We start from the raw sequence: 13,184 nt of genomic DNA on the forward strand, positions 1-13,184 counted from the left end.
GTGCCACGCCATGGCTAGGCGCACCGGGTCCGTCCCTGTGAACGCCCATCGCCACACCATCTTGCCCTGCCTGCGCGCGGGCAGCCCGGGCCTCCTTGCGACGTGCCACGTCCGAGAGGCATTTGTGACCATCACGTACGACTCCGGCCAGACCGCCCGCTCCCGAGCGGGCCGCCCCGAGCGCAAGCCGCGGCACCGGCCGGCCGGTGGAGACGTTCTCCACGACGACACGGTGGAGACCCCCGCCGTCAAGACCTTCGCCCAGCTGGGCCTGCCCGAGCCGCTGCTGCGGGCGCTCGCCGAGGCGGGCATCGACGCTCCGTTCCCGATCCAGTCCGCGACCATCCCGGACGCGCTGGCCGGCCGCGACGTGCTGGGCCGCGCCCAGACCGGGTCCGGCAAGACGCTGGCCTTCGGCCTGGCCATCCTGGCCCGGCTCGACGGCGGCAAGGCCCGCCCGAAGCGCCCCCGCGCGCTCGTGCTGGTGCCGACCCGCGAACTGGCCATGCAGGTGGCCGACTCGCTGACCCCGCTCGCCAAGTCCCTCGGCCTGTGGTGCCGCACCGCGGTCGGCGGCATGTCCTTCGGCCGCCAGGCGGAATCGCTCGCCCGCGGCGTCGACCTGCTGATCGCCACCCCGGGACGGCTGTCGGACCACGTCCGCCAGGGCACCGCCTCGCTCGGCGACTGCAACTTCATCGCGCTCGACGAGGCCGACCAGATGGCCGACATGGGCTTCATGCCGCAGGTCCGCGAGATCATGGACCTGACCCCGCCCGGCGGGCAGCGGCTGCTGTTCTCCGCGACGCTCGACGGCGACGTCGACAGGCTGGTCCGGCAGTACCTGGCCGACCCGGTCACGCACTCGGTCGCGCCGTCGACCGCGAGCGTCACCACCATGGACCACCACCTGTTCCAGGTGTCGCACTCGGACAAGCAGGACATCATCACCCGGATCGGCGCCCGCGAGGGCCGCACGATCATGTTCGTGCGCACCAAGCACCACGTGGACCGGCTGACCGAGCGCCTGCGCGAGAGCGGCGTGCACGCGGTGGCGCTGCACGGCGGCAAGACCCAGGGCCAGCGCAACCGCGTCCTCGCCGACTTCAAGGAAGGCCACGCGGCGGTCCTGGTGGCCACCGACGTCGCCGCGCGCGGCATCCACGTCGACAACATCTCGCTGGTGCTGCACGTCGACCCGGCCGCGGACCACAAGGACTACCTGCACCGCGCGGGCCGCACCGCTCGCGCGGGCGCGTCCGGCATCGTCGTCACCCTGGTGACGCACGACCAGCGGCGCACCGTCCGCCGGATGACCGATCGGGCCGGCGTCCGCGCCGAGACCACGATGATCCGCACCGGCGACGAGGAACTGTCCCGCATCACCGGCGCCCGCGAGCCGAGCGGCGAGCCGGTCGTGGAGCGTCGCCGGGAGTCCCCGCGCCGTTCCGGCGGCCGCGGCTTCGGCGGCGACCGCGGCGGCTTCCGCGGCCCGCGTGAAGGCGGCGGCTACCGCGGTTCCCGCGAAGGCGGTCGCGGCGGTTACGGCTCGCGTGACGACCGCGGTGGTTCCCGCGAAGGCGGTTACAACCGTGGCTCGTCCGAGGGCTCGCGCGAAGGCGGTTACGCACGCGAGGGTGGCTACTCGCGCGAAGGTGGTCGCGAAGGCGGCTACGCGCGTGAGGGTGGCTACGGCGCCCGTGACAGCCGGGGCGGCGGCGGTTTCAGCCGCAGCCGGCAGCAGTCGCGCTTCGGCGGCGGTGCCGGTCGCCCGCAGCGTCCGAGCCGCGGCCCGCGTCGCGGCTACGACGCCTGATTGATTCCTGAAGAACGGCCCCGCTCCGGCGGGGCCGTTCTTCGTTCCCGGGCAAGTTTCTCCTGCTGAGCCGGGTCGAGCGCCGCACGCACCCCGAAAGTCGCGCCCCGGCGCGCAGCGATCTCGCCCGCGGACCACGCTCCGCAAGCCCCGCTCCGGAGCCGCCGCACCAGCCGGTTTCCGTTGCCGCGCCACACTTCCCGCCTTTCCTTCGGCGGGGCGGCCAACGCGGTGATCGGCCGGATGCGACACTGCCAGGGTGACTGACACTCCGCCGCTGCCGCCTGAGAACGTCTTCGACTGGCTTGAAGCCGAAGGCCAGCGGCGCGCGGAAGCCGGTCTCTCCCGCCGGATGAATCCGCGTCCCGCGCAGCACGCCGTCCTCGATCTCGCGGGCAACGACTACCTCGGCCTTGCCCGCGACAAGCGCGTCGCCGGAGCAGCCGCCGCGGCCGCGTTGCGCTGGGGTGCCGGGGCCACCGGATCGCGCCTGCTCACCGGGTCCACCGAACTCCATTCGGAACTCGAACACGAACTGGCCCGGTTCTGCGGAACCCAGGCGGCGCTGGTGTTCTCCTCCGGCTTCACCGCCAACCTCGGCGCGGTGACGGCCCTGTCCGGGTCCGAATCGGCGATCGTCACCGACAAGTACGTCCACGCGTCGCTGGTCGAAGGCTGCCGGTTGTCGCGCGCGGACATCGCGGCCGTCGAGCACGCGAGCCCTGCGGCAATCAAGCACGCGCTGGCCACCCGCCGCAAACCGCGCGCGATCGTGGTGATCGACTCGGTGTTCTCCGCCGACGGCGAACTCGCGCCGCTGGGCGAACTCGCCGAAATCTGCCGTGCGCACAGCGCCGCGCTCGTCGTCAACGACGCGCACGGCTTCGGTGTCCTGGGCGAAGGCGGCCGGGGCGCGGTGCACGCCGCCGGTTTGTCGTCCGCGCCAGATGTCGTCACCACACTGACGCTCTCCAACGCTCTCGGTGCACAAGGCGGCGCTGTCGTCGGTCCGCGCCGCGTGATCCGGCATCTCGTCGACACCGCGCGCAGCTTCCTCTTCGACACCGCGCTCGCCCCGGCCAGCGCCGCCGCCGCGCTGACCGCGTTGCAGGTGCTCAAGTCCGAGCCGGAACTGCCGGCGAAAGTCATCGAGAACGCCGGAAACCTCGCGATGGGCCTGAAGAACGCCGGTCTGCCGGTCGATCTCCCGGAAGCGGGCGTCGTCGCCTTGCGGACCCCGTCGCCGCAAGCCGCCACCGCGTGGGCGGAAGCCTGTGCGGAGCAAGGAATCCAGGTCGGCTGCTTCCGCCCGCCCGCCGTACCGGACGGCGTCTCCCGGCTGCGCCTCACCGCCCGTGCAGACCTGTCGGAAGCAGATGTCGACCGCGCGGTGAAGGTGATCGCCGCGACCGCACCCCGCGGCTAAGCCGGGCGGCGCATGGTGATGTGCGGGATCCCGTCCTCCAGGAACTCCTCGCCCTCCGACACGAACCCGAACCGCGCGTAAAGCTGCTGCGCGTATGTCTGCGCGTCCAGCACGAACTCGCCGGTCGCACCTTCCAGCGCCGCCGCCATCAGCTGCGCCGCCAAACCCTGGCCACGCGCCGACTTCGCCGTCACCACGCGGCCGATCCGCCGACCGCCGCCCGGCTCAGCCAGTACCCGCAGGCACGCCAAGACCTCCGTGCCGGAAGCCAGCCACAGATGCTCCGTCTCCGGAAGCAGGTCGAGCCCGTCGATGTCGGCGTACACGCAGTCTTGTTCCACCACGAACACGTCCGACCGCAGCCGGAGGATCTCGTACAGGTCGGCGGCGGCGAGGTCAGGCCCGAAAGCGCGGTGCAGAGTCGTCACACCGCCTTGCTTAACACAGCTCAGCCGAACAGCCGCGCCTGGGACTGCGCCGCGATGTCGTCGGAGAACTGCGAAACCCGCGTGTACACCCCGGGCTTGCCCGGTTTTCCGCAGCCGTCGCCGAAGGACACGATGCCGACCAGCGTGTCGCCCTCGACGAGCGGGCCGCCGGAATCTCCCTGGCAGGCGTCCTGGCCGCCCTGCGGGTAGCCGGCGCACACCATGCTCGACGGGTCGTAGGTGTCGTAGGCCGTCTTGCAGGTGGAGTCGCTGACCAGCGGCACCTGGGCGCTGCGCAGCACGTCCGACCGCTGCCCGCCTTCGGAAAGCCGTCCCCAGCCGAGCACGGTCGCCTGCGTGCCTTCCGCGTACAGCGACTGGTCGTTCTTGTCCGCGAGCTTCGCCGCGCGATAGGGCAGCCGTCCGCGCACGGTGAGGACCGCGATGTCGTCGCCCTTCGTCGGGTCGCTGTAGTCCGGGTTCACCCAGACCCGCGAAACGCCGAGCTCCACGCCGTCGTCGCCGCGCTTGTCCTGCCGTCCGGCGACCACGTGGACCGACGACTTCGGCAGAGCTTTCGCGCAGTGCGCGGCCGTCGCCACCGCGGACGGGCTCACGATCACCGCTCCGCAGAACTGCGAACCGCTCTGGTCGGTGAGGTACACCGCGTACGGGTGGTCGGCCAGGGATGCTTCGCTGCCGCCCACGATGCGGGGCTGCGCGTGCGCACCCGGGTCGGACGGCGTCGAGGCCCAGGCCGAACCGACCGGGACCGCGATCGCGGCGGCGAGCAGCGACCCGGCCGCGAGCAGGACCGGACGACGGAGCTTCGCGGGCATGGGCTTTCCCTTCATCGGCACTACGACAGCACAGCCTGGACGCGCACGGGAATCAGCCGACTCCGGCGCGTGCACACATGGCCGCGATTACCCTAAACGGGCCAAGCCCAAAACGGTGTCACTGGAACGGGTGGAGTCTCTATACACCGAGCGCATTCGCTTAGCTGGAGGCATGCGACGGAAAACAGCCGCGACGGCCGGCGCGCTGATCGTCTTCTCGCTGGCCGGATGTGCCACCGGCACCCCCGCGGCACCCCCGCCGAGCCCGTTGAGCGCGCCGCCGGCTCCGTCCGGTCCGACAGTTCCGGCAACTCGGACAGCGACGAGCGCACCCGCCGTCACCTGGCAGGTGGGTGCTCATCCCCTGCCGTTGCGCCCGGACGGGTTCGGCGAGATCCAGCCGACTCCACCCGAACTGGTGAACCGCTCGCTGCCGACCCGGGATTTCCTCCCGCCGCCGACGAGCACCACGTACACCGCGAAGATCGCCGGCGTTCCCGACGCCGTGCTCAAGCGCAGCACCTGGCAGGCCGCCTGCCCCGTGTCGTCGGCCGACCTTCGCTACGTGACGCTTTCCTTCTGGGGCTTCGACCATCGCACCCACACCGGCGAGCTGCTGGTGCACAAGGACGCCGCGCCAGCCGTCGTCAAGGCGTTCAGCGAGCTGTACGCACAGCAGTTCCCGATCGAGGAAATGCGCATCACCTCCCCTGCCGAACTCAACGCGCCGCCGACCGGCGACGGGAACAACACGAGCGCGTTCGTCTGCCGTCCGATGCGCGGGCAGAAAAGCTGGTCCGCGCACGCGTACGGGCTCGCAGTGGACGTCAATCCGTTTTGCAACCCGTACACCAAGGGCGATCTCGTCGTCCCCGAGCTGGCGTCCGCCTACGTCGACCGCGCAAGGGTCCGGCCAGGGATGGTCACCGCGGGCGGCCCGGTCGTGCGCGCGTTCGCCGGGGTGGGCTGGCAGTGGGGCGGGGCGTGGACCTCGCCGGTCGACCGGATGCATTTCACAGCCAACGGCGAGTGATCCGGGAACACGCGGGCAGGCGCCGGAGGTTGACTAGGCTGGCAGCAGACCGCTTTCGGGAAGGACCGCCGTGCCGCACTACGACCTGGTGATCATCGGGACCGGATCGGGCAACTCGATCCTCGGACCGGAGTTCGCCGACCTCCGGACGGCCATCGTTGAGAAGGGCGTGTTCGGCGGGACCTGCCTGAACGTCGGCTGCATCCCCACGAAGATGTTCGTCTACGCCGCCGACGTCGCCGCGACGCCCGCGGGCAGCTCCCGCCTCGGCGTCGACGAGGAGCTGACCGCGGTGCGCTGGCCGGACATCCGGGACCGGATCTTCGGCCGGATCGACCCGATCGCCGAGGGCGGCGCGGAGTACCGCGAGAACCACGAGGACAACCGCAACGTCGACGTCTACCGCGGCGAAGGCCGGTTCACCGGCATGAAGGAACTGCGCGTCAGCTTCGCCGACGGACGTCCGGACGAGGTCGTCACCGCCGACCGGTTCGTGCTCGCCGCGGGCGGGCGGCCGGTGATCCCGGACGTGCCGGGGCTGGCCGAAACCGGCTACTACACTTCCGACACGGTCATGCGGCTCGATGCCCTGCCGAAGCGGATCGTCGTGCTCGGCGGCGGATACATCGCGGCGGAGTTCGCGCACGTTTTCGCGTCGTTCGGCGTGGCGGTCACCGTGGTGAACCGTTCCGGCGCGCTGCTGCGGCAGGAGGACGCGGACGTCAGCGCCCGGTTCACCGAACTGGCTTCGCAGCGTTTCGACGTCCGGCTGGACCGCAAGACGGTTCGCGCGCGCCGCACGGACAACGGGGTCGCGCTCGATCTCGAAGGACCGCAAGGCGCGGAGACGGTCGAGGCCGACCTGATCCTGGTCGCCACCGGCCGCAAGCCGAACTCGGATCTGCTCGACGTGGGCGCCACCGGCGTCGCCACCACCAAACGCGGGCACGTGGTGGTGGACGACTACCAGCAGACGTCCGTCGAAGGCGTCTACGCGCTCGGGGACATCTCGTCGCCGCTGGAGCTGAAACACGTCGCGAACCACGAAGCCCGTGTGGTGCGACACAATCTGCTGCACCCGGACGACCGGATCAAGGCCGACCACCGCTTCGTGCCGCACGCGGTGTTCACCTCGCCGCAGGTGGCGTCGGTCGGACTGACCGAGGCGCAGGCGACCGAGCGCGGACTGTCCTTTGTGGTCTCGAAGGAGGACTACGCGGGAATCGCCTACGGCTGGGCGATGGAGGACACGACCGGTTTCGCGAAGCTGCTGGCCGACCCGGCGACCGGACAGCTGCTGGGCGCGCACATCATCGGCCCGCAAGCGTCGACGGTGATCCAGCCGCTGATCCAGGCGATGAGCTTCGGCCTCGACGCGCGGTCGATGGCGCGCGGACAGTACTGGATCCACCCGGCGATGCCGGAACTGGTGGAGAACGCGCTGCTGAATCTGCCGCTGCACTGACCCGGGTTCTACTCAGAGTGGGTCGCGAGCGGTCGCGATTCCCGAATCGGGTAACAAGGATGTCGCGTTGTTACCGTTCCCGCGGAGGTGCGGGGACTGACATGACCGACATGATCGCCGGAGAAACCGTTGCGGCGGCGGAAGATTTGGCCACTCGCTGGAGCGAGGTCACAGATCTCGAGCTGGTGTTCGCCGTGCGGCGGGCCGAGGCCGGGACGACGGCCGCGACGCTGGCGTTGCTGGAAGAGCTTCGGGCGAAGCCGTCCGAGTGGGCCGCGCAGTGCCTTGCCGTCGCGGTGGCCGCGCTCGACGATGTTCGGCGCAACGGCCAGCTTCCCGGGCCGGCACGGGAAGAGGCGGTGCTGGCGAGCAGCTGACGCGATCCGGCGGGAGTGTCCACAGTGGGCAGACCCGCCGGAGCCGCCGCGGGCCGGATCAGGCGGTGGTCCGGGTGACGAAGTCGGCGATGGCGTCTTCCATCTGCCGGAGACCAGGGTCTTCGAGCGGATAATGCCCGGCGTTGTCGAGCATGACGGTGTCGACCGGGACCTTGCTGATGCGGGAGAGCACGGGCCCGCTGAGGTGGTGCGGCGTCCAGCGGTCCTCGGCGGGCTGAGTGAGGAGCACCGGGCACGCGTCGAAGTCGGACGGTTCGGCCGCGGGCGTGTAGTTGGCGTAGCTGTCGAGGAAGCGGACGCTGACCCAGTTGGCGGCTGAGGTGCGGTCCTTCATCAGGACCTTCATCGCGTCCGGGTCGTTCGCGAGCGCGGACATCTTGGACGCGAGGCTCATCGGGTACTTCGCGGACGCGAGCGGCGTCTTCGCCAGCAGGCCCATCAGCGGGACGCCCGCTCGAGCCGTGAGCTTGTCGTGGGACGTTTCGTCGCGGACCCGCCGGTCGCGCTGGTCGAGGAAGGTCATGCCGACGATGCCGCGCAGAGTTCCGCGCGGGGCCTTGGCTGCGACATGGTAGGTGAGCATTCCGCCGGCGCTCAGTCCATAAAGGACAATGGGACGGTCGTCGCGGGACTGCTCGTAGGCGAGGAAGTCGACGACGAGGTCGACCCAGTCGTCGTAGGACGGCGTGGTCCCGGGCTTCACCTGGGTGAGGCCGTAGCCGAGGTTGTCCAGGGCCACAGTCTCGAAGCCGCGCCGGGCGAGCGGGGCGCCGAGGATGAGCGACATCTGGCGGCCGTTGGTGCCGACGCCGTGGTGGAGGACGACTTTGGCCTTCGTGTCGGGGTTGCGGTAGCGGTCGAGATGGACGCGGTGGCCGCGCCAGTCCCAGAAGTCTTCCTCGGGCGCGGTGGCGTCGGTCAGGCGCAGCCGCTCGGGAAGGAACTGCTGGAGATCGCGCCATGCCTGCTGGTCGCGGTAATAGGCGGGAGCAGTGGTCATGAGAGGTCCTTTCGGGAAGGCCCGGGCCCGCTCGGGTCAGGCCGGAGAAGACGCGGAGCCGGTGAGTGCTCCGCGGGTGATCATCTGGACGCCGGCCGCGAGTTCCGCTCGGACGGCGTCGACGTCGCGCAGGTCGTCCTCCAGGCCGCGGGTGAAGGTGAGCAGAACGGCGGCGGCCTGCCGCGCGGTGTCCGGGACCACCTCCGCCAGGGCCGAGGCCAGGAGTTCGGCCAGGCCGTCGGTGTAGGACGTGACCAGGCCGGGTGCCTGAGCGGTCGCGGCCGACAGCAGCTCCTGGGCGTGCGACGGACTGTCCTGCCACAGCCGGATGGCGACCTCGAGCTTCACCGTGAGCACGGCGACGACCTTCTCCCCCGGTGTGCTCGCGGCCTCGGCCGCCGTCCGCGCCGCCACCGCGGCCTGCTCTAGCAGGGACTCGACGACCTTGACGATCGCGTCTTCCTTGCTCCCGACGTACTTGTAGACCGTCGGGCGCGACATCTGCGCCTCTTCGACGATGTCGGAAATCGTGGTGCGGCGATAGCCGTTGCGGCAGAAGCACCGGTAGGCGGCGTCGAGGACGAGCTGTGCGGAGGAGACCTTCGGCATGGCTACATTTTTAACACTAATACGCAAAAGTGTAAGCTCGCGGTGCCTCAGACCACACACCCTGAAACGACAAGTGGGCGGCCGGTAGAACACCGGCCGCCCACTTTTCTCAGGTCAGACGAAGCGACGCCGCCCGGCCAGCGCGCCGAAGATCATCTGCGTCACCATCACCGCGAGCAGCACGATCAACGAAACCGTCCAACCGCCCGTCGCGTCGTGCAGCAGGCCGAACACGAACGGCCCCACCGCCGCCAGCAGGTACCCGATGCCCTGCGCCATCCCCGACAGCCGCGCCGTTTCAGCGCCGGTCCGGGCTCGCAGGGCGATCACCGTCAGGGCCAGCGAGAACACGCTCATCCCGATTCCCAGCAAGAGGCTCCACAGCAGCGGCGAGAACCCGGGCGCGATGACGAGACCGAGCATCCCGGCCGCGCCGAAGACGCCCATGCCGACGATCCACGGGCTCTGGCTCTTCTGGCGCGCCGCGATCGGCGGGATCACCAGGCTGATCGGCACCGCGATCACCGAGATCAGGCCGAGCAGCAGACCGGCGTCGCCCTTGCTGACGCCCGCGTCGATGAAGACCTGCGGCAGCCAGCCCATCACGACGTAGGCGATGAACGACTGCAGGCCGAAGAAGATCGTGACGATCCACGCCAGCGGGCTGCGCATCAGCGACCGGGCGGGCGCGGAACCCGCGGCCGGACGCGGCGGACGGCCCGCACCGCGCGAAGCGATCAGCCACGCGACCAACGCGATCGCCGACAGCACGCCCCACGAGCCGAGCGCGGCACGCCAGCCGCCGAGAGCCGATTCCAGCGGCGGGCTGAGCGCGGAACCCGCCGCGCCGCCGCCCTGCAGCGCTGCGGTGTAGACGCCGGTCATGAGCCCGACGCGAGCCGGGAAGGAATCCTTGATCACCACCGGGATCAGCACGTTGACCAGCGCGATCCCGGCAGTCGCGACGAGCGTGCCGCCGAGCACGACGTACGGTCCGTCGAGCACCCGCACCACCAGGCCCGCGGTCAGCACCGTCAGCGCGAGGCCGATCGCCGGGCCGATGCCGAGGCGGCGCGACAGCACGGGAGCAGCGAGACCGGCTCCTGCGAAGCAAAGGCCGGGCAGGGTCGTGAGGATGCTCGCCCACACCGCGGACGCGCCGAGGCTGCCCCGCATTTCCGCGAGCAGCGGGCCGACGCTCGTGATCGCCGGCCGCAGGTTCATCGCCGTCAGCACCACCGCGATCGCCAGCAGCACGCCGCCGGCCACCACGCCCGGCCGCCGACCGGCGGGCGCCTCCTCGAGGCTGCCTTCCAGCTCGAGCTCGAGCCGGTCGGAATAGGTGGCGGTGGACACGGCTGCGGCGTCTCGGGACTCGGCGGACATGTGCGCTACTATTCCATACGTAGGATGATTGGATGAAGGGATCAGGCTGTGCCGTTGGCCACCACCCGCCGCGCCGGACTCGTCGACCAGGTCATCGACCAGCTGCGCGAGGCGGTCACCGCAGGAGAATGGCCGATCGGGCACCGCATCCCGACAGAGCCGGAGCTGTCCGCGCAGCTGGGCGTCGGACGCAACACGGTCCGCGAGGCCGTGCGCGCGCTGGCGCACACCGGGATCTTGGAAGTCCGCCAGGGTGACGGCACGTACGTGCGCGCGACGAGCGAGGTGTCCGGCGCGATCCGCCGCCTCTGCGGGACGGAACTGCGCGAGGTGCTGCACGTACGACGGCTGCTGGAGGTCGAGGGCGCCCGGCTGGCCGCGACCGCGCGCACTGACGAAGACCTCGCCGAACTGCGCGTCCTGCTCAACCGGCGCGACACCGACTGGGACGAAGGCCGCCTCGACGATTTCGCCCGCAGCGACGCGGAATTCCACCAGGTCGTGGTCCGGTGCGGGCACAACGGGCTGCTGCTGGAGCTCTACCGCGGGCTGATGGAGGCGATCACCGCGAGCGTGGCGTCCACTTCGGACAATCCGGAGCACGCGGAGATGATCCGGCACCGGGAACTGGTGGACGCGATCGAAGCCCGCGACGCCGAACGGTCCGCCGCCGAAGCGGCGGGATTCCTGGACGAGCTGATCGCGCGCGCCGAAGGCTTGTGATCAGTCGACCGGGGCGAGCGCGTCAGCCAAGCGTTCCGCACCGCGGCGCGTCGCTTCGGCAGCGTTCTTTTTCAGCGCCTCGCACTCCCGCAACGCCGCGTCCGGTTCGTCGGTGCACAGCACGAACACGTCGTCCACCGCGGTATAGATCCAGTCAGCGTGGTCCGGGTCGGCGTCGGCAAAGGCGGTCGCGACCACCTCGAGCCCGGCCGAATCGTCGCGGCCGAGCAATGCCTCCGCTGGTGACGAACGTGTCCGCCGCACCCAGCACGAGCCGCAGCAGTGGCCCCGGGGAGAAGCCTTACGGCAGCGTCAGGATCTCCGCGCCGTCCGCAGTCACCACGAGCGTGTGCTCGAACTGGGCGGTCCACTTCTTGTCCTTCGTGGTGACCGTCCAGTCGTCGTCCCACAGGTCGTACTCGATGGTGCCGAGCGTGATCATCGGCTCGATCGTGAAGGTCATGCCCTCTTCGATCAGCGTCTGCACCGAGGGCTCCTCGTAGTGCAGCACCGTCGGCGCGGTGTGGAACGCCGGGCCGACGCCGTGGCCGGTGAAGTCGCGGACCACGCCGTAGCCGAACCGCTTCGCGTACGCCTCGATCACGCGGCCGATCACGTTGAGCTGACGGCCGGGCCGGACCGCCTTGATCGCGCGCGCGGTCGCCTCGCGGGTGCGCTCGACCAGCAGCCGCACCTCTTCCGAGACGTCGCCGGCAAGGAACGTCGCGTTCGTGTCGCCGTGCACGCCGCCGATGTAGGCCGTCACGTCGATGTTGCAGATGTCGCCGTCCTCGATCACGGTCGAGTCCGGGATGCCGTGGCAGATCACCTCGTTCAGCGAGGTGCAGCACGACTTCGGGTAGCCGCGGTAGCCGAGCGTCGACGGGTACGCGTGGTGGTCGAGCAGGAACTCGTGCACGACCTTGTCGATGTCGTCGGTGGTCGCGCCCGGCTTGACCGCCTTGCCGCCCTCCTCGAGCGCCTGCGCGGCGATCTTCGACGCGACCCGCATCGCCTCGATGACCTCGGGCGTGCGCACTCCGTTGCCGGTGTCCCGTTTCGGCGCCGGACGGTCCACGTACTCGGGACGGGCGATGTCGGCGGGGACGGCACGGCGCGGCGTCTGGACGCCGGGCTTCAACGGGGCGCGAACGGACATGTCCCCCAGCCTACGACCTCGTCCGGCCGCGGCGCAGCCAGCTCAGAACAGCACCGTCGCGTACTGCCCGACCTGTTGGAACCCGATCCGCCGGTACGCCGCGAGCGCGGGCGCGTTGAACCCGTTCACGTACAGGCTCGCGGTCCGGCCCAGGCCGTGGACCAGGCGATTCACCACCGCCGCGGTGCCCGCGGTGCCGAGCCCGCTGCCGCGCCGGTCCGGATGCACCCAGACGCCCTGGATCTGGCCGACCCGCGCCGACATCGCGCCGATCTCGGCCTTGAACACGACCTCGCCGTCCTCGAATCGCGCGAACGCGCGGCCGGTGGAGATCAGCTCGCTGACCCGGGCCCGGTAGCTGGCCCCGCCGTCGCCCGCGCGCGGGTCGACGCCGACCTCCTCGATGAACATCGCCACCGCCGCGGGCAGATAGCGGTCCAGTTCGTGCGGGCGGACGGTGCGGACCTGCGGATCAGCGGGCACCAGCGGGTCGCCTTCGAGCGCCATCAGCGGCTGGTCGCCGCGTACCTCGCGGGCCGGTCCCCATTCCGGCGACAGCTCGTCCCAGAGCCCGAGCACCTGCGGCGCCGGTCCGACGAGCGAAGAGCAGGTGCGCTGGCGGCGCAGCGCCCGGTCAGCGAACGACCGCAGCGCCGAAGCGTTGCCGCGCAACGGGATCAGGTTGGGGCCGGCGAAGCACAAACCGGTGAGCCGTCCGGCGCGCACCGGACGGGAATCGGCCGCCCACAGCTCGCCACCGAGCCGCCACGGGTCGAGACCGGCCGCCTCGACCCGGGCGCTGACCATGCAGCTGCCCACCGGGTCGGCGGCGAGTGCAGCGCGCACCGCCGGATAGTCCCGATCGTCGAGCAGCCGTGCACCTGCAAGCCGCAACACAGGGT

At 70.8% G+C, this 13,184-nt stretch carries 14 protein-coding genes; 6 read left to right on the top strand and 8 right to left on the bottom strand.

The window, feature by feature from the left end; translation table 11 throughout:
- The first annotated feature begins 124 nt into the window (after positions 1 to 124).
- Both ATK30_RS08300 and ATK30_RS08305 read left to right on the top strand, forming a co-directional pair.
- The gene (locus ATK30_RS08300) at positions 125 to 1,816 is read left to right on the top strand and encodes a DEAD/DEAH box helicase (RefSeq protein WP_101435074.1); all 1,692 of its coding nucleotides are present in this window, start codon (positions 125 to 127) and stop codon (positions 1,814 to 1,816) included.
- Positions 1,817 to 2,075: 259 nt separating this feature from the next.
- Positions 2,076 to 3,242, top strand: coding sequence for an 8-amino-7-oxononanoate synthase (locus tag ATK30_RS08305; protein WP_101435075.1), 1,167 nt, complete (start codon positions 2,076 to 2,078; stop codon positions 3,240 to 3,242).
- Here ATK30_RS08305 and ATK30_RS08310 read toward each other — a convergent pair.
- Both ATK30_RS08310 and ATK30_RS08315 read right to left on the bottom strand, forming a co-directional pair.
- Positions 3,239 to 3,670, bottom strand: a complete 432-nt coding sequence (locus ATK30_RS08310) for a GNAT family N-acetyltransferase (protein ID WP_101435076.1) — start codon at positions 3,668 to 3,670, stop codon at positions 3,239 to 3,241. The two genes, ATK30_RS08305 and ATK30_RS08310, sit on opposite strands and share 4 nt — an antisense overlap.
- Before the next feature lie 20 nt (positions 3,671 to 3,690).
- Entirely contained in the window at positions 3,691 to 4,509 is an 819-nt protein-coding gene (locus tag ATK30_RS08315) for a S1 family peptidase (RefSeq protein WP_101435077.1), read from the bottom strand.
- A gap of 172 nt (positions 4,510 to 4,681) precedes the next feature.
- On the opposite strand from ATK30_RS08315, the gene ATK30_RS08320 reads away from it, so the two are divergent.
- The 3 genes from ATK30_RS08320 (at position 4,682) to ATK30_RS08330 (ending at position 7,384) form a co-directional block, all read left to right on the top strand.
- Complete coding sequence (locus ATK30_RS08320) at positions 4,682 to 5,542, top strand: M15 family metallopeptidase (protein ID WP_208637299.1); 861 nt, start codon at positions 4,682 to 4,684, stop codon at positions 5,540 to 5,542.
- 70 nt (positions 5,543 to 5,612) lie between these two features.
- Positions 5,613 to 7,007, top strand: coding sequence for a mycothione reductase (locus tag ATK30_RS08325; protein ID WP_101435079.1), 1,395 nt, complete (start codon positions 5,613 to 5,615; stop codon positions 7,005 to 7,007).
- Between the two features lie 101 nt (positions 7,008 to 7,108).
- Positions 7,109 to 7,384 carry a hypothetical protein gene (locus tag ATK30_RS08330; protein ID WP_101435080.1) on the top strand — a complete coding sequence of 92 codons (276 nt, stop codon included), beginning with the start codon at positions 7,109 to 7,111 and terminating at the stop codon, positions 7,382 to 7,384.
- 58 nt (positions 7,385 to 7,442) lie between these two features.
- Here ATK30_RS08330 and ATK30_RS08335 read toward each other — a convergent pair whose 3' ends face one another.
- The 3 genes from ATK30_RS08335 to ATK30_RS08345 form a co-directional block, all read right to left on the bottom strand.
- Positions 7,443 to 8,405, bottom strand: a complete 963-nt coding sequence (locus ATK30_RS08335; protein WP_101435081.1) for an alpha/beta hydrolase — start codon at positions 8,403 to 8,405, stop codon at positions 7,443 to 7,445.
- 36 nt (positions 8,406 to 8,441) lie between these two features.
- Positions 8,442 to 9,014 carry a TetR/AcrR family transcriptional regulator gene (locus tag ATK30_RS08340; RefSeq protein ID WP_101435082.1) on the bottom strand — a complete coding sequence of 191 codons (573 nt, stop codon included), beginning with the start codon at positions 9,012 to 9,014 and terminating at the stop codon, positions 8,442 to 8,444.
- Positions 9,015 to 9,128: 114 nt separating this feature from the next.
- Complete coding sequence (locus tag ATK30_RS08345; RefSeq protein WP_244194555.1) at positions 9,129 to 10,400, bottom strand: CynX/NimT family MFS transporter; 1,272 nt, start codon at positions 10,398 to 10,400, stop codon at positions 9,129 to 9,131.
- 48 nt (positions 10,401 to 10,448) lie between these two features.
- Between ATK30_RS08345 and ATK30_RS08350 the strand changes: the two genes are divergently transcribed.
- On the top strand, positions 10,449 to 11,123 hold the full coding sequence (locus tag ATK30_RS08350; RefSeq protein ID WP_167441859.1) for a FadR/GntR family transcriptional regulator: 675 nt from the start codon (positions 10,449 to 10,451) through the stop codon (positions 11,121 to 11,123).
- Here ATK30_RS08350 and ATK30_RS08355 read toward each other — a convergent pair whose 3' ends face one another.
- The 3 genes from ATK30_RS08355 to ATK30_RS08365 are packed head-to-tail and all read right to left on the bottom strand — an operon-like array spanning position 11,124 to position 13,179.
- Positions 11,124 to 11,387, bottom strand: coding sequence for a hypothetical protein (locus ATK30_RS08355; protein WP_143271359.1), 264 nt, complete (start codon positions 11,385 to 11,387; stop codon positions 11,124 to 11,126).
- Positions 11,388 to 11,424: 37 nt separating this feature from the next.
- Positions 11,425 to 12,282 carry a type I methionyl aminopeptidase gene (gene map / locus ATK30_RS08360; RefSeq protein WP_037366779.1) on the bottom strand — a complete coding sequence of 286 codons (858 nt, stop codon included), beginning with the start codon at positions 12,280 to 12,282 and terminating at the stop codon, positions 11,425 to 11,427.
- Between the two features lie 42 nt (positions 12,283 to 12,324).
- On the bottom strand, positions 12,325 to 13,179 hold the full coding sequence (locus ATK30_RS08365) for a GNAT family N-acetyltransferase (RefSeq protein WP_037366776.1): 855 nt from the start codon (positions 13,177 to 13,179) through the stop codon (positions 12,325 to 12,327).
- Between the last annotated feature and the right edge of the window lie 5 nt (positions 13,180 to 13,184).

Source organism: Amycolatopsis echigonensis (assembly GCF_002846615.1).
In the GTDB taxonomy this organism is placed as follows: Bacteria; Actinomycetota; Actinomycetes; order Mycobacteriales; family Pseudonocardiaceae; genus Amycolatopsis; species Amycolatopsis echigonensis.